Origin of the sequence: Ciceribacter sp. L1K23 (genome assembly GCF_018122705.1) — a bacterium.
Taxonomy (GTDB): Bacteria; Pseudomonadota; Alphaproteobacteria; order Rhizobiales; family Rhizobiaceae; genus Allorhizobium.
This window is the reverse complement of sequence record NZ_JAGRRC010000001.1, coordinates 1,683,153-1,702,956: the sequence shown is the minus strand read 5'-3', so window position 1 is coordinate 1,702,956 and position 19,804 is coordinate 1,683,153. Positions and strand designations below refer to the sequence as shown.

The 19,804-nt window shown below is 62.9% G+C and carries 20 protein-coding genes and 1 tRNA gene; 11 read left to right on the top strand and 10 right to left on the bottom strand.

Annotation, left to right across the window (positions count from 1 at the left end; genetic code table 11):
- The first annotated feature begins 34 nt into the window (after window positions 1-34).
- Genes bchE through J5J10_RS07950 form a run of 3 tightly spaced genes read left to right on the top strand, consistent with a single transcriptional unit; the run spans window position 35 to window position 2,989 of the window.
- Complete coding sequence (gene bchE, locus J5J10_RS07960) at window positions 35-1,660, top strand: magnesium-protoporphyrin IX monomethyl ester anaerobic oxidative cyclase (RefSeq protein ID WP_211929490.1); 1,626 nt, start codon at window positions 35-37, stop codon at window positions 1,658-1,660.
- Window positions 1,647-2,321, top strand: a complete 675-nt coding sequence (bchJ, locus tag J5J10_RS07955; RefSeq protein WP_211929489.1) for a bacteriochlorophyll 4-vinyl reductase — start codon at window positions 1,647-1,649, stop codon at window positions 2,319-2,321. The genes bchE and bchJ overlap by 14 nt, the downstream gene beginning before the upstream one ends.
- Window positions 2,285-2,989: a YdeI/OmpD-associated family protein gene (locus J5J10_RS07950; protein WP_349252051.1), complete on the top strand. Its 705-nt coding sequence runs from the start codon at window positions 2,285-2,287 to the stop codon at window positions 2,987-2,989. Before bchJ ends, J5J10_RS07950 begins: the two co-directional genes overlap by 37 nt.
- Window positions 2,990-3,002: 13 nt before the next feature.
- Here the strand turns inward: J5J10_RS07950 and J5J10_RS07945 are convergent, their stop codons facing one another.
- The 3 genes from J5J10_RS07945 to J5J10_RS07935 are packed head-to-tail and all read right to left on the bottom strand — an operon-like array spanning window position 3,003 to window position 4,911.
- On the bottom strand, window positions 3,003-3,467 hold the full coding sequence (locus J5J10_RS07945; RefSeq protein ID WP_211931177.1) for a GNAT family N-acetyltransferase: 465 nt from the start codon (window positions 3,465-3,467) through the stop codon (window positions 3,003-3,005).
- Window positions 3,468-3,469: 2 nt separating this feature from the next.
- Window positions 3,470-4,318, bottom strand: coding sequence for a nucleoside triphosphate pyrophosphohydrolase (mazG, locus tag J5J10_RS07940; protein ID WP_211929488.1), 849 nt, complete (start codon window positions 4,316-4,318; stop codon window positions 3,470-3,472).
- A 44-nt stretch (window positions 4,319-4,362) separates the two neighbouring features.
- Window positions 4,363-4,911, bottom strand: a complete 549-nt coding sequence (locus tag J5J10_RS07935; RefSeq protein ID WP_211931176.1) for a nucleoside deaminase — start codon at window positions 4,909-4,911, stop codon at window positions 4,363-4,365.
- Between the two features lie 247 nt (window positions 4,912-5,158).
- Here J5J10_RS07935 and cysG point away from each other — a divergent pair, with 247 nt between their 5' ends.
- From cysG to J5J10_RS07910, 5 genes are all read left to right on the top strand, one after another.
- Complete coding sequence (gene cysG / locus J5J10_RS07930; RefSeq protein ID WP_211929487.1) at window positions 5,159-6,604, top strand: siroheme synthase CysG; 1,446 nt, start codon at window positions 5,159-5,161, stop codon at window positions 6,602-6,604.
- Window positions 6,605-6,606: 2 nt separating this feature from the next.
- The gene (locus J5J10_RS07925) at window positions 6,607-6,921 is read left to right on the top strand and encodes a DUF2849 domain-containing protein (RefSeq protein ID WP_211929486.1); all 315 of its coding nucleotides are present in this window, start codon (window positions 6,607-6,609) and stop codon (window positions 6,919-6,921) included.
- Window positions 6,922-6,928: 7 nt separating this feature from the next.
- Complete coding sequence (locus tag J5J10_RS07920) at window positions 6,929-8,599, top strand: nitrite/sulfite reductase (RefSeq protein ID WP_211929485.1); 1,671 nt, start codon at window positions 6,929-6,931, stop codon at window positions 8,597-8,599.
- Window positions 8,600-8,609: 10 nt separating this feature from the next.
- A complete protein-coding gene (locus J5J10_RS07915; protein WP_211929484.1) occupies window positions 8,610-9,110 on the top strand; it encodes a DUF934 domain-containing protein in 501 nt (166 codons plus the stop codon).
- 184 nt (window positions 9,111-9,294) lie between these two features.
- Window positions 9,295-10,107, top strand: a complete 813-nt coding sequence (locus J5J10_RS07910) for a ferredoxin--NADP reductase (protein WP_208550224.1) — start codon at window positions 9,295-9,297, stop codon at window positions 10,105-10,107.
- Window positions 10,108-10,165: 58 nt separating this feature from the next.
- Here the strand turns inward: J5J10_RS07910 and J5J10_RS07905 are convergent, their stop codons facing one another.
- From J5J10_RS07905 to J5J10_RS07890, 4 genes are all read right to left on the bottom strand, one after another.
- Window positions 10,166-10,789 (bottom strand): GntR family transcriptional regulator, encoded by a 624-nt coding sequence (locus tag J5J10_RS07905; RefSeq protein WP_211929483.1) that lies wholly within the window; start codon window positions 10,787-10,789, stop codon window positions 10,166-10,168.
- Between the two features lie 77 nt (window positions 10,790-10,866).
- Entirely contained in the window at window positions 10,867-12,072 is a 1,206-nt protein-coding gene (locus J5J10_RS07900; protein WP_211929482.1) for an ABC transporter permease, read from the bottom strand.
- Entirely contained in the window at window positions 12,062-12,784 is a 723-nt protein-coding gene (locus J5J10_RS07895; protein WP_211929481.1) for an ABC transporter ATP-binding protein, read from the bottom strand. Before J5J10_RS07895 ends, J5J10_RS07900 begins: the two co-directional genes overlap by 11 nt.
- 4 nt (window positions 12,785-12,788) lie before the next feature.
- On the bottom strand, window positions 12,789-14,087 hold the full coding sequence (locus tag J5J10_RS07890) for an efflux RND transporter periplasmic adaptor subunit (protein WP_211929480.1): 1,299 nt from the start codon (window positions 14,085-14,087) through the stop codon (window positions 12,789-12,791).
- Between the two features lie 336 nt (window positions 14,088-14,423).
- Here J5J10_RS07890 and J5J10_RS07885 point away from each other — a divergent pair, with 336 nt between their 5' ends.
- On the top strand, window positions 14,424-14,630 hold the full coding sequence (locus J5J10_RS07885; RefSeq protein WP_211929479.1) for a hypothetical protein: 207 nt from the start codon (window positions 14,424-14,426) through the stop codon (window positions 14,628-14,630).
- A gap of 107 nt (window positions 14,631-14,737) precedes the next feature.
- Here the strand turns inward: J5J10_RS07885 and J5J10_RS07880 are convergent, their stop codons facing one another.
- Both J5J10_RS07880 and J5J10_RS07875 read right to left on the bottom strand, forming a co-directional pair.
- Window positions 14,738-15,910, bottom strand: a complete 1,173-nt coding sequence (locus J5J10_RS07880) for a flagellin (protein ID WP_211929478.1) — start codon at window positions 15,908-15,910, stop codon at window positions 14,738-14,740.
- A 547-nt stretch (window positions 15,911-16,457) separates the two neighbouring features.
- Window positions 16,458-16,533 (bottom strand) — tRNA-Lys (locus J5J10_RS07875).
- 182 nt (window positions 16,534-16,715) lie between these two features.
- Here J5J10_RS07875 and J5J10_RS07870 point away from each other — a divergent pair.
- Window positions 16,716-17,459, top strand: coding sequence for a cytochrome c biogenesis CcdA family protein (locus J5J10_RS07870; protein WP_211929477.1), 744 nt, complete (start codon window positions 16,716-16,718; stop codon window positions 17,457-17,459).
- A gap of 147 nt (window positions 17,460-17,606) precedes the next feature.
- Window positions 17,607-18,575 (top strand): AEC family transporter, encoded by a 969-nt coding sequence (locus J5J10_RS07865; protein ID WP_211929476.1) that lies wholly within the window; start codon window positions 17,607-17,609, stop codon window positions 18,573-18,575.
- Here J5J10_RS07865 and J5J10_RS07860 read toward each other — a convergent pair.
- On the bottom strand, window positions 18,546-19,745 hold the full coding sequence (locus tag J5J10_RS07860; RefSeq protein ID WP_211929475.1) for a UbiH/UbiF family hydroxylase: 1,200 nt from the start codon (window positions 19,743-19,745) through the stop codon (window positions 18,546-18,548). The genes J5J10_RS07865 and J5J10_RS07860 overlap by 30 nt on opposite strands.
- Between the last annotated feature and the right edge of the window lie 59 nt (window positions 19,746-19,804).

Below are 19,804 nucleotides of genomic sequence, written 5' to 3'. Positions count from 1 at the left end.
TGTCAACTTATGTTGACACTTTTGGGAGGTGGTCATGCGCGTCGTCTTCATCCATCCGAACTATCACTCCGGCGGCGCCGAGATTGCCGGTAACTGGCCGCCGGCCTGGGTCGCCTATCTCGGCGGGGCGCTGAAATCCGCAGGCTTCAGCGACATCCATTTCCTCGATGCCATGACGAACGACATGACAGAGGAGCGCTTGCGCGAGGAATTGCGTCGCCTGCAGCCCGACATCATCGGCTGCACCGCGATTACCCCGTCGATCTACATGGCCGAGCGCTGCCTGGAGATCGCCAAGGAGGTCTGCCCGGACGCGCTGCGTGTGCTGGGCGGTGTTCACGCCACCTTCATGTACCAGCAGGTGCTATCAGAGGCGCCTTACATCGATGTCATCGTGCGCGGCGAAGGCGAGGAGATCATTGTCGACCTGGTCCGCGCTGTTGCCGCCGGCGACTGGAAGGAGGCGAGGGCATCGATCAAGGGGCTCGCCTACACCGCCGACGACGGCAAGATCGTCGCCACCCCGGCCGCACCGACAGTCAAGAACTTCGATGCCATCGATCCGGACTGGACGCTGCTCGAATGGGAGAAATACATCTACGTGCCACTCGGTGTGCGGGTCGCGATCCCCAACATGGCGCGCGGCTGCCCCTTCACCTGCTCCTTCTGCTCGCAGTGGAAGTTCTGGCGCGACTATCGCATTCGCGATCCGAAGAAGGTGGTCGACGAGATCGAGAAACTGGTCAACGACCACCAGGTCGGCTTCTTCATCCTGGCCGACGAGGAGCCGACCATCAACCGCAAGAAGTTCATCGCCTTCTGCGAGGAGCTGATCGCCCGCGGCCTGCCGGACAAGGTCAAATGGGGCATCAACACCCGCGTCACCGACATTATCAGGGACGAGGAATATCTGGCGCTCTACCGCAAGGCCGGCCTCGTGCATGTCTCTCTCGGCACGGAGGCGGCCGCCCAGCTCAAGCTTGATCGGTTCAACAAGGAGACCAAGGTCGAGCAGAACAAGAAGGCGATTCGCCTCTTGCGCGAAGCCGACATCTTCACCGAGGCACAGTTCATCGTCGGTCTCGAAAACGAGACGGCGGAGACACTGGAGGAAACCTATCGCATGGCGCGCGACTGGAACCCGGATCTCGCCAACTGGGCGATGTACACCCCCTGGCCCTTCTCGCCGCTGTTTCAGGAACTGGGCGACAAGGTCGAGATCTTCGATTTCTCGAAATACAATTTCGTCACACCGATCATGAAGCCGGATGCCATGGATCGCGGCGAGCTGCTCGACCGGGTCATGAACAACTACCGCCGGTTCTACATGATCAAGGCGCTGTTTCACTATCCCTGGCGCGGCAAGGGTTTCCGCCGCCGTTACCTGCTCGGCTGCCTCAAGGCCTTCCTGAAGGCCGGCTTCGAACGCAAGTTCTACGACCTCGGCAAGCACAATTATTGGGGTCCGCAATCGAAGGAGAAGGTCGACTTCGGTTTCGACATGACCCGCAAGATCGCTCCGGCGCAAATGGCGGACTGGCAGGCAGCTTCCGATCGGGCAAGCCAGATGCGCGCCCGCAAGGCTGGCGAGGCGGAGCAGGGGAAGGCCCCTATGCTCGCCTGCGGCGGCGGACCGGAGGCGCATGATGCGCTCGTCTGAGCCGGCGGTGACGGCGGGGCATGGCATCAGCGCTTCCGTCCGTCGCGGCGCAGGGACGATATCCAGCGCCACGCCGGTCGCCCGGATCGGTCCCAACGCGGTGATCCAGACCGGCCATGCGCTGGCAGCCGTCTACGGTCGGGACGTCGCCCGGCTGATCTACGAGAGCGCCGGATTGGCGCATCATCTCGATCATCCGCCGCAGGACATGATCGATGAACGGGAGCCAATCCGTCTGTTCGCCGCGATCCGCAAGACCCTGCCGGCGGCGGAGGCGGACCGGGTGCTTGCCGAGGCCGGTCATCGCACGGCGCACTATATCCTCGAATACCGCATCCCGCTTAATGCCAGGCGTCTTTTGCCGCGCCTGCCGCCTGCCGTCTCGGCGCGCCTCCTCGCCTTCGCCATCACGCGCCACGCCTGGACCTTCGCCGGCAGCGGTCGCTTCTCCGCGAGCGTGTCCGGCTGGACGCGTCCTGTGGTCACGCTGACGATCCGCGATAACCCGCTCGCCACCCCCGGCTGCCCCTGGCATGGTGCGGTGTTCAAGCGGCTGTTCGCCACCCTTGCCGGCGGTGTTTCGACAGTCCGCCATCCGCACTGCTGCGCGAAGGGCGAGGGACAGTGCGTGACGGAACTGGTGATCGGCGCAGGCGGCTGATCGGTTCTGTCCGCGCCGTCACGTCGACAACAGTCGCTCCCGAGGCTAACTTCGCGTCGATCAACGGTGGGAGGAGCGACGTGGACGAGACGCGGCAGAAAGTCGACGACTTCTTCGACAAGGCCGAGCTGTGGCCGGCGGAGCTTGCGGCGCTGCGGGCGATCCTGCTCGACTGCGGCCTCATCGAGGTGTGGAAATGGAGTTCCCCGGTCTACACCGTCGATGGCGGCAATGTCGCGATCCTCTGGGGCTTCAAGGACAATGCCACGCTCGGCTTCTTCAAGGGCGTCCTCCTGAAGGACGAGCAGAATCTGCTTGTTGCGCCCGGCGAAAACTCCCGCTCGTCGCGCATCTTCAAGTTCACCGGTCTTGAGCAGATCCGGGCGATGGACGACACCATCCGCGCCTATGTGACCGAGGCCACGGACCTTGAAAAAGCCGGCGCCAAGGTCGACCTGCCGAAGGACGACATCACCTATCCGGAGGAACTGCTGGCCAAGCTGGAGGAAGACCCTGAAATGCACGAGGCCTTCGAGGCGCTCACCCCCGGCCGCAAGCGCGGCTACGCGCTCTATTTCGCCCAGCCGAAACAATCGGCGACGCGAGTCGGGCGGATCGAGAAGATGCGGGAGAAGATTTTGGCGGGGAAGGGGTATCAGGAGCGGTGATGCGAGTGCCGGCTCATGCCTCGAATTTCAGCCGCATCTCCCTCGCCATCTCAAACCCGACGGAACGGTAGACCGGTTCGCCGGCATCGGAGGCATGGAGGATGACCAGCGTGCATCCGGCGCCTCGCAAATGCTCGACCGCTGTCTTCACCAATGCCTTCGCGATACCCCGGCCCCGGAATGCATCGTCGACGAAAACCGACCAGATGTAGCCTGGCAGTCGCTTTTCCGAACGGATCACGGCTGGAAAGACGGGAAAGCCGACATAGCAGGACAACGATCCGGCGGCATTTCCATCCACGTCGGCGATGAAGGATGTCAGTGCGGTCTGCGTGCGGCCGTTTTCCAGGAACTCGGCGATCGCCTCCCGTACATCCGGCCTGAAGTCTTCGGCAGGCGTCTCGTAGCTTTCCCAGATTTTGATGTGGTGGTCGATGATGAGCAGGTCATCCGCCGGCGTGGCGATCCGGATATCCATCGTCAGCCTCGCATGCCCGAAGTCGCCTTCGCCGCCTGCCACAACGCTTCCATCCGCTCCAGGCTCGCTCCCTCCAGCGTCTCACCTGATGCTTGAAGACCCTTCTCTATGTAGCTGAATCGTCTCCTGAACTTCGTATTCGTCCCGCGCAGCGCCTGCTCCGGTTCGGCCTTCACATGCCGGCCGATATTGACCAGTGCGAAGATCAGGTCGCCGAGTTCGTCCTTGACCTTGTCCGGCCGCCCCTCGGCGAGCGCCTCGCGCAATTCGCCGATCTCCTCCTCGATCTTGTCGAGAATGGGCGCGGGTTCGGACCAGTCGAAGCCGACCTTGGCGGCGCGCTCCTGCAGTTTCAGCGCCTCCGTGAGCGCCGGGAAGGAGCGCTGGACGGAGCCGAGATGGCCGGCCCTGAAATCCTCGACCGGAGCGCCGGTCGCGTCCGCCCGCGCGGCGCGGCGGGCGGCGCGTTCGACTTTCTCCTGCTGCTTGATCTCGTCCCATTGCAGCTTCACGGCCCCCGGCGTGTCGGCCTCGGAGCGGGCGAAGACGTGCGGATGACGGCGGATCATCTTCTTCGTGATCGCCTCCACCACGTCGCCGAAGGAAAACAGTCCCTGTTCCTCCGCCATCCGGGCGTGGAACACCACCTGCAGCAAGAGGTCGCCAAGCTCGTCGCACAGATCGTCCGGATCCTTGCGCTCGATCGCGTCGGCTACCTCGTAGGCTTCTTCGATCGTATAGGGCACGATCGTCTCGAAGGTCTGGACCACGTCCCAGGGGCAACCGGTCTGAGGGTCGCGCAGCGCCGCCATGATCTCGATCAGGCGCGCGATGTCCGTCGATGCTTCCATCGTGAAACTCCAATAGCAGGATCGTTTCGCCGGCCGCAGCCGACTCAGTTGAGCGGAATGTCGTTTTCGCCCTTGCCGGACTGGTAGCGCTCCGAAAGGGTCGCGTAAACGGCCTTGATGCGGGCGGTCTGGTCGATGAGCCGCTGACGCAGCGGTTCGTCTTCCGCCGCCACGAGGTCGGCGATCGCGTAGGAGTGCCAGAAGGCGTTCTGCTTGCGGTAGCCGCCGGGCTCCAGTCCGAACACTTCCTTCAGGATCTTCAGGTCGTGCGGAATGGCGAAGGCGTCGCGGCTGTCCTCGTGGCTGAAGAAATAGTAGAAGTTGTCGAAACCCGCCCATGTGATCGCCGACATGCACATGGTGCAGGGTTCGTGGGTCGACAGGAAGATCAGGTCCTTCGTCGCCGGTTTCTCGCCGAGTTCGTAGAAGCGTTTCAGGGTATGGACTTCACCGTGCCAGAGCGGGTTTTCGAGCTCGTTGTTGGTTTCGGCGATCACGACCGAAAGGTCGGATTTCCGCAGGATCGCGGCGCCGAACACCTTATTGCCGGCCGAGACACCCTTGTCGGTCAGCGGCAGGATGTCATGCTCCATCACGTCGAGCAGGCGGGCGGCGGGAACGGGCTGGTGCAAGGGAATGTCTCTTCTTGGAAATCAGGTCAGTGTTCCGGACGTTATCGGGCCTTCCCGTCGATGTAAATTGGTGCGATGCGGTCGATTTTACCCGCGAAAGGCCGCTCTCTAGCAAAGAAATGTCCGACGCGGACATGACCCGGATTTCCGTTTCTTCATATTTAGGACGTTAGAAGGGATAGTTGGGCCTCATCCTAGGGGATTCTGTATGTCCGCGACCGAAAACCGACTTGGCGTCTTTCCGGCCTTCTTCCGCGTTGCGGACGAAGGCGTGGCCGTGTTCGGAAACGGCGACGAGGCATTCGCCAAGGCGCGCCTGCTCGGCAACACCAAGGCGCGCGTGATCGCCTACGCGGATGCGCCCGAAGCAGATTACGCCGCCTATCTTGTCGACAAGCACATCGAGCAGGTCCAGGTCCCGTTCGACCCGGCGCAGGTCGAGGGCAAGACGCTTGTCTTCGCCGCCACCGGCGATGCAGCGCTCGACCGCGCGATCGTCACCGCCGCTCGTGCTGCCAAAATCCCGGCCAATGCCGTCGACCAGCCGGACTACTGCGATTTCTATACACCGGCGCTCGTCAACCGCGCGCCGATCGCCGTTGCGATAGGCTCGGAAGGGGCGGGCCCCGTGCTTGCCCAGATGATCCGCGCCGATGTCGACCGCCTGCTGCCGAAGTCGCTCGGCAAGCTCGCTGTTCTCGCCAATTCCTACCGCTCGGCCGTCGATAGCCTTCTGCCGCGCGGCGTCGTGCGCCGGCTGTTCTGGCGGTCGTTCTTCAAGGGCGATGTCGCCGATGCCGTCGAGAGTGGCGATGTCAGCACCGCCCGCCGTCATGCGACGCGTCTCCTGAAGGCGACGCGGGCGAGCGGGAATGTCGGTCGCGTGTTCCTCGTCGGCGCCGGCCCGGGTGCCGAAGACCTGCTGACGCTGCGCGCCCACCGCCTGCTGATGGAAGCCGACGTGATCCTGTTCGACGCGCTCGTGCCGCAGGCCGTGGTCGACATGGGCCGCCGCGACGCTGAGCGCATCTCCGTCGGCAAGCGCAAGGGCTGTCATTCAAAGTCCCAGGAAGAGATCAACGATCTGCTCGTCGAACTCGCCCGCGAAGGCAAGCGCGTCGTGCGCTTGAAGGCCGGCGATCCGCTGGTCTTCGGCCGCGCCGGTGAGGAGATGGCAGCGCTGCGAAATGCCGGTATTCCCTATGAGGTGGTGCCCGGCATCACGTCGGCGCTTGCCGCCGCCGCCGATTTCGAGCTGCCGCTGACGCTTCGCGGCGTGGCCTCGACGCTCGTGTTCACGACCGGCCACGATCTCCACGGCGACGTACTGCCCGATTGGGCGCGGCTGGCACTGTCCGGCGCCAGCGTTGCCGTCTATATGGGCCGCTCGGTTGCTGCTTCGGTGGCGGGCAAGCTGATGGGCGCCGGGCTGCCGGAGGATACGACGGTCGCCATCGTCGAGAATGCCGGCCGCGCCGACCGGCGCCTGCTGCATGGCACGCTCGCCGAATTGCCCAGGCTCGAGCATCTCGACAGCCTGACCGGCCCGGTCATGGTGATCATCGGCGACGCCGTTGCGGGCGCCAGTTTCGAACGTTCAGAGGCGCTTGGCGGAATCGGCGCCGGCGCCCGGCAGAATTTTGCGAGGATTTGACGATGGCAGACAAGGTATTGACCGCCAACCGGCTGACCGACGGCATCGCCGTCTGGCTCGACGCCGCCGGCCAGTGGAACGAGAACCTGCAGAACGCCTTCGTCGCCCGCCACGCGGAAGCTGTTTCGACTCTGGAAGAAACCGGCAAGAAGGCTTTCGCCGACAATCTCGTTGTCGACGTCAATGTCATCGAGATCGAGGAGCGCGACGGCCAGCTCTGGCCGCTGCGCCTGCGCGAACGCATCCGGGCCGGTGGCCCGACCATCCCCTACGCCAAGGACCACGGCTTCGCCGATCCGGCCTTCGTCGCCGCCTGAGGACAGCATGTACCGTTACGATGAATTCGACCACGCCTTCGTCAACGCCCGCGTCGCGCAGTTTCGCGACCAGGTGGGCCGCCGCCTGTCGGGCGAGCTGAGCGAGGATGCCTTCAAGCCGCTGCGCCTGATGAACGGCGTCTACCTGCAACTGCACGCGTACATGCTGCGCGTCGCCATTCCCTATGGCACGCTGAATTCAAGGCAGATGCGCATGCTGGCGCATATCGCCCGGAAGTACGACCGTGGTTACGGCCACTTCACCACCCGCCAGAACATCCAGTACAACTGGCCGAGCCTCTCGGATACGCCCGATATCCTGACGGATCTCGCGAGCGTCGAGATGCACGCGATCCAGACCTCGGGCAACTGCATCCGCAACGTCACCGCCGACCATTTCGCCGGCGCCGCCGCCGACGAGGTCGCCGACCCCCGGCCGTACGCAGAAATCCTGCGGCAGTGGTCGAGCGTGCATCCGGAATTTTCGTTCCTGCCGCGCAAGTTCAAGATCGCCGTGACAGGCGCTCCGGCCGACCGCGCCGCGATCCAGGTGCATGACATCGGTCTGCATCTCAAGAAGGACGAAGCGGGACGTCTGGGGTTTGCGGTCTATGTCGGCGGTGGCCAGGGTCGGACGCCGATGGTGGCGAAGAAGATTCGCGACTTCCTGCCCGAGGAAGACCTGCTGTCCTATGTGACGGCCATCGTGCGCGTCTACAATCTGCACGGCCGCCGCGACAACAAGTACAAGGCTCGCATCAAGATCCTCGTGCACGAAACCGGCACCGAGGAACTGACGCGCCAGGTTGAGGCCGAGTTCGCCGAGTTGCGCGATGGCGAGCTGAAGCTGCCCGACGCCGACATCCGGGCGATCGAAACCTATTTCGCGCCGCCGGCTCTGCCGGAACGCCCTGAGGGTTGGGCCGATCTGACCAAGGAGCGCAAGTCTGACGCCGGCTTCGACGCCTGGGTGGCGCGCAATGTGGGTGCCCACAAGCATCCGGACTATACCACGGTGACGATCTCGCTGAAACCGATCGGCGGCATTCCGGGCGACGCAACAGACGTGCAGATGGATCGCGTTGCCGATCTCGCCGAGCGCTATGCCTTCGACGAAATCCGCGTCAGCCACGAGCAGAACCTGATCCTGCCGCACGTCGCCCGCGCCGACCTGAAGGCGCTCTACGATGCGCTGCTCGAAGAAGAGCTGGCGACCGCCAATGCCGGCCTGATCACCGACATGATCGCCTGTCCGGGCCTCGATTATTGCGCGCTTGCGAACGCCCGCTCCATTCCCGTCGCCCAGGAGCTGTCGATCCGCTTCGGATCGGCTGCGCGTCAGGCGGAGATCGGTGATCTCAAGATCAAGATTTCCGGCTGCATCAATGCCTGCGGCCACCACCATGTCGGTCATATCGGCCTGCTCGGGGTCGAGAAGAAGGGCGGCGAGCTCTACCAGATCACCCTCGGCGGCTCCGGCGACGAAAACACCTCGATCGGCGAGATCGTCGGTCGCGGCTTCGAGCCGGAAAAGGTGCCGGACGCGGTCGAGACGATCGTCGACACTTATATCGGCCTGCGGCTGTCGCCCGCCGAAACCTTCATCGAGGCCTACCGCCGCGTTGGCCCGCAACCCTTCAAGACCGCGCTCTACGGCAGCGCCGCCGAAGCCGCCTGAGGAGGGACCCATGACGCGTATCTGGAAAACCGGCGGTTTCGTCGCGGCCGATCCCTGGGTGGTCGAGACCGAGGAGCGCAAGGCAGGCGAGGGCGAGCGCGCTGTCCTGCCGCTGAAGGAGTTCCTGGTGAAGGCCGAGGAAAGCAACGAAGGCGGATTCGGCGTGCTGATCGCGCCGGCCGACGACGTGAAGACGCTTCAGCCGTATCTCGACCGCATCGACCTCGTCGCCGTTGCCTTTCCCGCCTTCAACGATGGCCGGGCCTTCAGCCATGCCTCGCTGCTGCGCGACCGGCTCGGCTTTGCCGGCGAGGTTCGGGCCGTGGGCGACGTGCTGATCGACCAAATTCCGCTGATGCTGCGAACCGGCATTTCTTCGTTTGCCGTCACCAACGCGACGGCGTTGAAACGGCTGGCAGAGGGCAGGTTGCCCGGCATCGATCGGCACTACCAGCCTGCCGCGACGGAGAACTGTCCGGCCGGCGGCTATAGCTGGCGACGGCGGGCCTGAGAAATATTAAAAGGAAACTATGTATTCTGTCGTGCATTGACGGAGGTCAATGATTGGAGGCATGTGCTGCAGCACAACAGTCCCGGATGTCCGGCTTGGCCTCGTTGCGCCGCCGGATGGGACCTGCTCCAGGTGTGCCCCACGCGGCGCCAGACGGATCGATAAGGATAGGACCAGATAGCGCATGAATGCCCCAGCCAAGACAGACAATGCGGAACTGATCGTTCCGGACGGTGTCTACGCCGAAACCGTTCTCAGCGTAACCCACTATACCGATCGCCTGTTCCGTTTCCGGATGACACGCCCGGCGGGCTTCCGCTTCCGCTCTGGCGAGTTCGCCATGATCGGCCTGATGGTCGACGGCAAGCCGATCTACCGCGCCTATTCGGTCGCGAGCCCGTCGTGGGACGAGGAGCTGGAATTCTTCTCGATCAAGGTGCCGGACGGACCGCTGACCCAGCATCTGCAGAAGATCCAGCCGGGCGACAAGGTCTTGATGCGAAAGAAGCCGACGGGCACGCTGGTGCTCGACGCGCTGACGCCGGGCAATCGTCTCTATATGTTCTCGACGGGCACGGGTATCGCTCCGTTCGCGAGCCTGATTCGGGATCCGGAAACCTACGAAAAGTTCGAGGAAGTGATCCTCACGCACACCTGCCGCGATGTCGCTGAGCTGAAATACGGCTTCGACCTCGTGGACGAGATCAGGAACCACGAGTTTCTGGCCGAGGTCGTCGGCGACAAGCTGAAGCACTATGCGACGGTGACTCGCGAGGACTATCCCTTCAAGGGCCGCATCACCGACCTCATCGAGAACGGAAAGCTGTTTTCTGATTTGGGCGTCCCGCCGCTCGATCCGGCGGTTGACCGCGGCATGATCTGCGGATCGGCCGCCATGCTGAAGGACACCAAGGCGCTCTTGGAAAAGGCGGGGCTTACCGAGGGCGCCAACAACAAACCGGCCGAGTTCGTGATCGAACGCGCCTTCGTCGGTTGACGTTTGACCTGCCGCAAAACGCAGCTTTCACGCCCGGCCTCGCGCCGGGCGTTGTCGTTCACGCGTCCCGCAGCGCTTCGATCAGCCGCCGCATCGCCGTTTCGGCCTCGACGGCGTTGCCTTTCTGGATCGCGCGAATGACCGCGACATGCAGCAGGACCGAGCGATCCATCTTCTCCGGCGTGGCGCCCGCATACCAGAGACGGCGCGAGTGGGTCTGGAGCGGCGATAGCGCCGAGATCAGGAAGGGATTGGGGCAGGCGGCCTCCAGGATCTCGTCGAACCGCTTGTCAGCCGCGAGGAAAGCCTCGTAGCTTCCGGCCGTTGCCGCCGACGTCATGGCTCTGGCGCACTCGACCAGCGCCGCGCGTTGTTCGTCGTTTGCATTTTCGGCAACGAGCGACGCGGCCATCGGTTCCAGGAGATGCCTTACCGTCAAGATCTTTCCGTGGTCGGCCGGGCAGATCGCAGAGATCCGCAGCCCAACGCGGGGACGCACCTCTATCAGGCCCTGCCATGCGAGTTTCTGTATCGCCTCGCGCACCGGCGTCCGCCCGTGTCCAGAAAGGTCGATCAGTTCCCGCTCGGTAACGAGCGTCCCCGGCGCGAACCGATGAGTCACGATGCGTTCTTCGAGATCGAGATAGGCGCGGTGGCTTTGCGAACCTGGAGTGAGTGTCATCAAGCCCTCATTGATATATCAGACTCTGCCATGCTCCATGACGCAATGCAAGGTTTCCTGATATATCAGCGGCGCTATCACTCGTGACGCAGAGCCTCGATCGGGTTGAGTTGGGCGGCACGGCGAGCCGGGAAGAAGCCGAAGACCATGCCGATCGCGGCTGAAAACGCGAAGGCAAGGGCAATGATCGACGGGCTTGCCACGAACGGCACGCCCATCAAGCTGACGGCGGTATAGGCAAGGCCCAGTCCAAGTAGGATCCCGACGATGCCACCGAAGATCGAAAGCGTCACTGCCTCGACCAGGAACTGCATCAGCACCTGCCGTTCAAGTGCGCCGATCGCCAGGCGGATGCCGATTTCCCGTGTCCGTTCCGTGACCGAAACCAGCATGATGTTCATGATCCCGATGCCACCGACCAGCAGGCTGACGGCAGCGACCGCGCCCAACAGGCCGGTCATCATTGTCGTCGTGCCGGTCAACGTCGAGGCCATCTGCGTCATGTCGTTGACGGTGAAGTCGTCGCTGCGGCCGGCGACGATTTTCCGCCGCTCCCGCAACAGGCGCTCGACATCGCCCTGCACCTTCGACGTCGACACCCCATCCCGCGCCGACAGGATCATCGCAGAAACGTCAGTTGTTCCGCCTATGCGGCGCTGAAAGATCCGGAGCGGCATGATGACGACATCGTCCTGATCGCTGCCCATCCCGCTCTGACCCTTCTCGGCAAGAATGCCGATCACCTCGCACGACAGTCCGCCGACCCGGATTTTTTGCCCGACCGCTGGTGTGGAGCCGAACAGTTCGCGTCTCAGCGTCTCGCCCATGATGCAGACAGCCTGTCCGCCCCGTTCCTCGGACGCAGTGAAGCTTCGGCCGCTGGAGAGGAGCCAGTCCTGCGCGACGAGATAGTCGGAGATCGTGCCGATCACGGTCGTTGACCGGTTGGCGCTGCCGAAGATCGCGACCGCCGTCGACTGGTTCATGCCAGCCGCGGCCCTGAGACCGCCGATCTGGTCGCGGACCGCCTCGACATCGCGAATCGTGAATTTTCGGGCGTCGGTACTGGCCCGGCCGGGGCCGAATTGACCGGGGCGGACGAAGAGCAGGTTTGTGCCAAGCTTCGAGATCTCCGCCGTCACCTGCGCCGTCGTGCCATTGCCGATCGTGACCATGGCGATGACGGCCGCCACTCCGATCACCACGCCGAGCACCGTCAGGAAGGACCGGAGCATGTTGCGGCTGATCGCCCGGAAGGCGAGCTTGATGGTCTCAAGAAACATCGGCGCGAACTCCGTTCGTCTCGTCAGACTGGATGCGGCCGTCGAGGAACCGGATCACCCGGCGTGCATAGGCGGCGATGTCGTCCTCGTGCGTCACCATGATCACGGTGATCCCGTGGTCCCGGTTGAGACCGCTGATCAGTTCCATGATCTCCCGGCTGGTCTTCGTATCAAGGTTGCCGGTCGGCTCGTCTGCGAGCAGGACCCTTGGGCTGGTGACGATTGCACGCGCGATCGCCACGCGCTGCTGCTGGCCACCCGAAAGCTCCTGCGTCGTGTGCCCCTCGCGTCCGGCAAGCCCCACCTGCTGCAGCGCGATGCGCGATCGCCCGCGGCGTTCCGCCGCCTCCATGCCGCGGTAGATCAGCGGCAATTCGACATTCTCGATCGCCGAGGTGCGGGCCAGCAGGTTGAAGCCCTGGAAGACGAAGCCGAGCATGTGGCGCCTGAGTATGGTCCGCTGCGCCTGGTCCAGCCCCGATGTGGGAATGCCTTCAAAGAAGTATTCGCCTGAGGTCTGCACGTCGAGGCAGCCGAGGATGTTCATGGCCGTGGATTTGCCGGAGCCCGATGGCCCCATGATCGCCACGAACTCGCCATGGCCGATCGTCAGGTCAACGCCATCAAGGGCCCTGATCGTCGCCTCGCCACGGCCGTAGACCTTGGTGATGTCTCGGAACGCGATCAGCGGCTTTTCGAGGGTAGCGGTCATCCTCTTATTCGTTCCCGGCGGCTTCATCGGTGATCAGTTCGTGCCCCTCGGCGATGTCGCCTTTGGTGACGACGGTGTTCTGCCCATCGCTGGCGCCGATCTCGATATTGACTGCAACCGGGACCCCCGCCTTGAGCAGCCAGACGGTCCGCTCGTTGCCCGCCGGCTCGGGCGCGGTGAGCGGACCCATGCGCGGCGGCCGGAAGATGCTGAAGACGCCGCCACCGCTGCTGTCACTTTCCGGCGTTACAGCGCTCGCTGCCGGGCTATAACGGAGGGCGGCGTTGGGAACGAGCAGGCCTTCCTTGATGGACTGCACGACAATGTCGGCCGTTGCGGTCATGCCCTGCCGCAGCTTTAGCGCATCATTGTCGACCGACAGGATACCCTTATAGGTCACGACATCGTTCGTCGTCTCCGAGGCATAGCGCACGCTGGTGATTTCCGCCGGAAACCGTTCGTCCGGAAAGGCGTCCACGGTGAAGGTCGCCTTCTGTCCCACGGCCACCTGGCCGACATCGGCTTCGTCGATCGCCACCTGAAGCTCCATCTCCTTGAGATCGCCGGCGATGGTGAAGAGAACCGGCGCTTCTAGCGACGCCGCGACCGTCGCTCCCGGATCGACGTCGCGCGACAGAACGATCCCATCGATGGGCGAGATGATCGTCGCCTTCGACAGGTTGAGTTCAGCCTGCTGCAGCGCGGCCTCCGCCGAAAGCACGTCCGCCTCGGCGCTTTCCTTGGTGGCGATTGTCGCGTCGTAGGAATAGCGCGCCGCGTCGAGATCCTGCTGGCTGGACACCCGGCTGTTGACGAGGCTCGTCAGACGGTCGAGCGTGATCCGTGCCGAATTCATGTCGGCGACGGACTTGGAGACGGCGGCCTTCGCCGCCAGCAGCTTCGCTTCCGCGCTCTTGACGTCCGCCTCAAGCTTCGCCGTATCCAGCCGGGCAACGATCTCACCCTTCTTTACCGGGCTGTTGTAATCGACGAAGACTTCGCGGAGCGTACCCGACTGCTCGCTGGAGACATCGACGCTGACCGTCGGCTCGATCGAGCCCGTCGCCGTCACCAGCACCGTGAGGTCACCCTTGCGGGCCGGCACGGTCGTGTAGCTGTAGGTTGCTTCGCCCCCCGCCAGCAGCAGGTATCCGGCAACGGCTACGATCACCAGCCCCAACACGACGCTTCGCCACAGCCAGCGGCGCCTCCCGCTCCCGCTACGCGCCGACGCCAGAAGCGTCGCGAGGTCGGGGGAGGCGCCGCCCTGGTTCGTGGATTTCGGTGTCATGTCGCCCGTCATGCTCTCGTCCGTCGGTGGAATGTCGTTACAGTTCTTATGGCCCGGATCACGCCAAACGCCTTTGACGAGAATCAAGTTCGCCGCCGGCCGCCGATCCTGAACGCCTAGGATTCGGCCGACAATTTCACATGGATGTGATGGGGAGTAGTGAAATTGTCGTAATGTTGCCGCTCGGCTCTGGCGCAAGCCTCGCGCAATTCCAGCAGAACAGTTTCGAGGCAGTCGTTCGGAACAGGCGGCAGGCCGGCGCGTTAAGCCGACAATCCGTCAATCGAACAGAGACCAAGCAACAGGACGTTGCGCGGCTTCCCCGGCATTTGCCGCATGGGACGATTCATGACGGTATCGGAGACCAAGATGCGAAATTCCGGCAGAAACTTCACGATAGAGATCAAGGGCTCGCGCGCTGCCAGCCTTAAGAGAAAGCAAACGTCGCTCTGGGGAGAGATTGATCTCGGCCATTTGATGGAAAAGGCAGAGCAGGACATGCCAGTCGACGCGCGCGACAGCGACGACGGCGTGGCAAGGCCTGCAGCCGACTGACGCCATCGTACTGACCATCCCAGGAACTGGCCAGGCACACATGCGACTCCGGGAGCGGCGCTCTGTGGCCATGACCGTTCCCAGCTAACGTCCAGCTCTCAATTCGCTCAACGATAAAGCTGCAGGAGGACCTCCGGCGAGGAGTTGGCTATCGAAAGCGACTGGATGGCCAGCTGCTGCTGGGTCTGCAGTGCTTTCAGGCGGGTCGATTCCTCGTTCATATCGGCATCGACGAGAAGGCCGATACCGCGGTCGATCGAATCCGACAGCTCGTCGATGAAGTCGATCTGAAGATCGATTCGCATGCCGACGGAGCCGAGGTGGGCCGCAGCACTTGTCATCAGCATCAGCGCGTCGTCGACCATCTGCACCAGTCCGTCGAACTGTGCGGCTGTGGTCGAATTGTTGATCGTGAGGCCGACCACCGAAGCCGTGATTGCGCCGGCCGGAGGGGTCAGATCGACAGCCCAGAGTGCGCCGGTGCCATCTTCGTAGGCGACTTCCTGGTTCGTGACGCCGCTTTGATCGACGGCCCTGACCCAGGTATCCTCGGCAATCTTCACATAGTCATTGCCTCCGGCATTGGCATAGTCGCCGTCAAATGCTCCGCCAGCTATACCAATCACGTCGTCGGTCGTGAAAGCGTCGACAGTGTAGGCTGAAACGACGCCATCGACATTGACCTGCAAGGTCACCGTTGAGCCCTCGATCGCGTGCTGGGCATCGAGAATGCCGATGTCGCCGCCGGTGTCGAACAGGACGGTACTGGATGACAACTCGTAGTTCACCCGCTGGACACGCACGCCGCTGTCGTCCCGCACCAGTGAACCGACGACGCTCTTCGTGTCCGTTCCACCTGCCGCCGTGATGTCGGCCTGCAGCCAGTTTTCACCGTTAAAGGAGGCAGACTGGGCGATGGAGAGGAGCTGGTCCTGAAGCTGTGAAAGTTCCTCCTGGATCTTGTCCCGGTCGACGCCGTCTTCCGTCGCGGCAATGAGCTTGGCCTTGATTTCCTTCACGACCTCGACGGCCGATTCCATGCCGGTGTAGGCGGTGTCGACCTTGGCTGCGCCCAGGCCGAGCGCGTCGGAGACCGTCGACAGCCCCATATTGTCCGAGCGCATGGTAGTGGCGATGGACCAGTAGGCGGCGTTGTCGCTCGCGGTTCCGACACGCATGCCGGCCGAAAGTCGTGCCTGGCTCTCTTCAAGATCGCTGGAAATGGCGCGAAGGGTTTTGAGCGCGGCCATGGCTCCAATATTCGTAATAACGCTAGACATACTCGCAGCACCAAGAAACAAAGTACAAATGGGGCACATTCCGGCCTTTGCCGGGGAACGGAGAGAAGCGTCATGCAGGGCGAGGCTAGCGAGCCATTAACCATACCGTTCGATTTACAAAAATGCACCGGGATGGTTAAATAAGCATAAAATCGATGTTTAGATCGAACTATATTTAGCTTGTTGAGAGAGTATAGTTTTGGTTAATATTTGAATTTCTGCTAATTTAAGTCGGCGGCGCGCGCCCCTCAGAATGATCCAGGCCGGAAGCGCGCGGGGTCGCAGGCGCACGGACACCTCATGACACCTGTCGTTTGGATTTTGGCTGCCGGAGAATTGTCCGACCTGAGAGATAGGTGACGTTTTGTACCGAAGACATGGGTAACACTTTTTGCCTTTTGGCGGGAGGTGTTGATGCCGTGGAGAGAGATTTCGGTCTGGAGCAGAGGACTTTGCAAACCATCGACAACCCGTTCGGCACGAGGTTGTCACCCATGTCTTAGGTACACGATGTTACCTATGTCTTCGGTATGGACAAATCGTCAAATGGTGAGAGCGCAGGGATTCGAACCCTGGACCTACTGATTAAAAGTCAGTTGCTCTACCGGCTGAGCTACGCTCTCCCATGTGCGACCGCAGGGGGTCGCCGGAAGTGCGCGGAACATATTCAGGTGACCCCGTGCGGTCAACCCGAAAAATTGCCCGCCGGCGCGGCTTGTCGGCACGATTGTCGCAGCGAACACAAAGGTGATTGGCAAGTGAGGGGTGGCGGGGGTAGGAAGGGCCGTTTTTGCGGAGCCGCCTTGTGTCCATCGCCGATATCTCGTTCTGGAGCGCCTTGCTGGCAGGAGCCCTGTCGTTCCTGTCTCCGTGCGTTCTTCCGCTGGTTCCTCCGTACCTCTGCTACATGGCGGGCATCTCGGTGGAGCAGTTCCGCAATGGTGGCGAGGCGGCACCGGCGGCCCGGCGCGCGGTCATGCTCTCGGCGCTCTTTTTCACATTGGGATTTGCGACCGTCTTCGTGGCGCTTGGGGCAGGGGCGTCGTCGATCGGCATGCTTCTGCGCCAGCATCTAGACGTTCTGGCGAAGATCGGCGGCCTGATCATCATCGTCATGGGGCTGAATTTTCTTGGCGTCTTCCGGATCGGACTGCTGTCGTCAGAGGCACGGTTCCAGGGCGGTGGCAAGCCGGCGACCCTGTCCGGCGCCTATGTCATGGGGCTCGCGTTCGCCTTCGGCTGGACGCCGTGCATCGGGCCGGTTCTCGGTGCCATTCTCGCTGTGGCGGCCGCCCGCGACACCGTATCGGATGGCGCGCTCTTGCTCGCGATCTATTCGCTGGGGCTCGCCGTGCCCTTTTGGATAGCGGCGGCGTTTTCCGGCGCCTTCATGCGCTTCCTCTCCCGCTTCCGCAAACATTTAGGCACCGTCGAAAAGGTGATGGGCGGCCTTCTGGTGTTGACCGGACTTGCCTTCATGTTCGGTTTCGTTACCGATCTTGCGATCTGGTTCCAGCAGACTTTCCCGGTTCTCAGTCGGATCGGTTGAGCGGCGTCGCACGTGGCCACTCTCTTGACTGGAGAGAACCGTTTTGCTCGCATCCGGCCTTGATCCCGCACGCCTGACGCGGCAAGCCAGAGATATACCTTTCATGATCGGCGGGATGACCGGCCGGTTTGCCGTGAGTGAGGCGAGATGGCGGAAATCATCGGGCTCGTCCTGCCCTTCTTCGGACTGATCCTCATCGGCTACGTCGCCTGCAAGCTCGCCCATCAGCCGGCAGAGGCGCTCGGCTGGCTGAATTTCTTCATCGTCTACATCTCGCTGCCGGCGCTGTTCTTCAAACTGGTCTCGCGTACGCCGATCCACGAACTGACGCGGATCGACTTCATCGTCGCATCGCTGCTGGCCACGTATGCGATCTTCGCTGTGGTCTTCGCCATCGGCTGGTTCATCCGCCGCAACTCGATCGCCGACTGCACGATACAGGCCCTGGCGGGTGCCTACGGCAACATCGGCTACATGGGGCCTGGCCTTGCGCTTCTGGCGTTCGGCGAAAAGGCAGCCGTGCCGGTGGCGCTGATCTTCTGTTTCGAAAACGCCGTGCATTTCATGGTCGCACCGGCGATGATGGCCGTAGCCGGTGGGGATGATCGCCCTCGGGGCCGGGTCGCGATCGATGTGGTCAAGCGAATCGCCTATCATCCGTTCATCATCGCGACCGTGATTGGCATAGCCGCCGCGGCAATCGCGTTTGAACCGCCGACGGCGGTGCAACGCCTCATTGACTACCTCGCCCAGGCTGCGGCGCCCTGCGCTCTGTTCGCCATGGGCGTCACGCTGGCACTGCGGCCGCTGAAGCGCGTGCCGCCGGAAATCGGCTACATCGTGCCGATCAAGCTTCTCCTGCATCCTGTGCTGGCCTACGTCGTCCTGAGCTTGGCGGGAGATTTCGAGCCGCTGTGGGTGTACACCGCCGTCCTTCTGGCCTCGCTGCCGACGGCAACCAACGTTTTCGTCATTGGTCAGCAATACGGCGTGTGGCAGGAGAGGGCGTCTGCGACCATCCTGATCACCACCGTCCTGTCGGTTCTGACGGTCTCTGCCCTTCTCTATGCGATCACCAACGGCCTGCTACCGGCGGATCTTTTCCCGCAGGCGTGAGGGAATGCCCGAAAGACCGAATCCAGGAGCAACACCTTCCTGCATGACCAGATGACGAAGGGGCGGAATGCTCGCCAGCACGTGGAGCCCGGCGGCCCTCACCATCTGCACGGGCAGGAACGGGCTGAGCAGCGACCGGTTCAAAAGATCGACGCTCGCCGTGCGGCTCCACACATCGGCGCGCCGCTTGCGGTCGAACGCATCGCCCGCATAGGCATCGATCGGCTTCTCTGAACGGCAAAGCAGGTCTTCGAGCGCCATCACGTCACGGAGCGACAGGTTCAGCCCCTGTGCGCCGATCGGCGGGAAGGCGTGCGCGGCTTCGCCGATGAAGGCGGCACGCCCCTTGCCGTAGCGCTTCGCCGTCAATCCGGAGAGCGGCCATGATTGAACGCCATCCTCGACGCAAACCTTGCCGAGCAGCGAGGCCAGCCGCTCCTCGACAAGACGGCTCAACTGGTCGAGCGGAAGCGAAACCAGGCGTTCCGCTTCAGCAGGTTCGACGACCCAGACGAGGCTCGAGCGGTCGCCTGGTAGCGGCACCTGCGTACATGGGCCGTGGTCGGTGTGGAATTCGGTCGAGACATTCCGGTGGGGAAGGCTGTGGCCGAAATTCAGCACCACAGCCGTTTGCGGATAGGACCAGGTATGGATGCCGACCCCGGCGCTTTCGCGTGTCCTTGATCGCCGGCCATCCGCGCCGACAACGAAATCCGCAGCGATCGACGTGCCGTCGGCAAGCGTCACCGCCACGACATCATCTCGGACCTCCACTGCGGCCGCGTTTGACGGAAACACGGCGATATTTGTCTCGCCAGCAACAGCCTCATCCAGAACCGCCAGAAGGGCGGCGTTCGGAATGTTGTAGCCGAAGGCCTCGAGATTGATTTCGGAGCTGCGGAACGCAACCGGCGGGGCGCGCAGCAGCCGCTTCGTGCCGTCGATGATCTGCATCGTTGAGAGCCGCGCCGCGGAAGGCCGGATCGCCTCCCACAGGCCGAGACGGTCGATATAACGGATCGACTGCTCCATCAACGCCGTCGTACGGCGGTCGTTCGTGTCGGATTTGGGCGCGACGAGCGCGACCTTGCGGCCGCCGCGTGCAAGCGCGATCGCAGCGATATTGCCGGCCAGCCCGGCGCCGATGACGGTGATGTCGAACCTGTCCATGAACCCGATCCTCGTCTGATCTCGTCACATCTAGGGCGATTTGAAACGGAAATCCATGG

Coding starts and splice junctions, on each gene's coding strand:
- J5J10_RS07915 (WP_211929484.1), top strand. CDS start 8,610: ATGACGCGTATCTGGAAAACCGGCGGTTTCGTCGCGGCCGATCCCTGG.
- J5J10_RS07920 (WP_211929485.1), top strand. CDS start 6,929: ATGTACCGTTACGATGAATTCGACCACGCCTTCGTCAACGCCCGCGTC.
- cysG (WP_211929487.1), top strand. CDS start 5,159: ATGTCCGCGACCGAAAACCGACTTGGCGTCTTTCCGGCCTTCTTCCGC.
- J5J10_RS07905 (WP_211929483.1), bottom strand. CDS start 10,789: ATGACACTCACTCCAGGTTCGCAAAGCCACCGCGCCTATCTCGATCTC.
- J5J10_RS07895 (WP_211929481.1), bottom strand. CDS start 12,784: ATGACCGCTACCCTCGAAAAGCCGCTGATCGCGTTCCGAGACATCACC.
- J5J10_RS07910 (WP_208550224.1), top strand. CDS start 9,295: ATGAATGCCCCAGCCAAGACAGACAATGCGGAACTGATCGTTCCGGAC.
- J5J10_RS07925 (WP_211929486.1), top strand. CDS start 6,607: ATGGCAGACAAGGTATTGACCGCCAACCGGCTGACCGACGGCATCGCC.
- J5J10_RS07865 (WP_211929476.1), top strand. CDS start 17,607: ATGGCGGAAATCATCGGGCTCGTCCTGCCCTTCTTCGGACTGATCCTC.
- bchJ (WP_211929489.1), top strand. CDS start 1,647: ATGCGCTCGTCTGAGCCGGCGGTGACGGCGGGGCATGGCATCAGCGCT.
- J5J10_RS07900 (WP_211929482.1), bottom strand. CDS start 12,072: ATGTTTCTTGAGACCATCAAGCTCGCCTTCCGGGCGATCAGCCGCAAC.
- J5J10_RS07860 (WP_211929475.1), bottom strand. CDS start 19,745: ATGGACAGGTTCGACATCACCGTCATCGGCGCCGGGCTGGCCGGCAAT.
- J5J10_RS07945 (WP_211931177.1), bottom strand. CDS start 3,467: ATGGATATCCGGATCGCCACGCCGGCGGATGACCTGCTCATCATCGAC.
- bchE (WP_211929490.1), top strand. CDS start 35: ATGCGCGTCGTCTTCATCCATCCGAACTATCACTCCGGCGGCGCCGAG.
- J5J10_RS07890 (WP_211929480.1), bottom strand. CDS start 14,087: ATGACGGGCGACATGACACCGAAATCCACGAACCAGGGCGGCGCCTCC.
- J5J10_RS07935 (WP_211931176.1), bottom strand. CDS start 4,911: ATGGAGCATGACATCCTGCCGCTGACCGACAAGGGTGTCTCGGCCGGC.
- mazG (WP_211929488.1), bottom strand. CDS start 4,318: ATGGAAGCATCGACGGACATCGCGCGCCTGATCGAGATCATGGCGGCG.
- J5J10_RS07885 (WP_211929479.1), top strand. CDS start 14,424: ATGACGGTATCGGAGACCAAGATGCGAAATTCCGGCAGAAACTTCACG.
- J5J10_RS07880 (WP_211929478.1), bottom strand. CDS start 15,910: ATGTCTAGCGTTATTACGAATATTGGAGCCATGGCCGCGCTCAAAACC.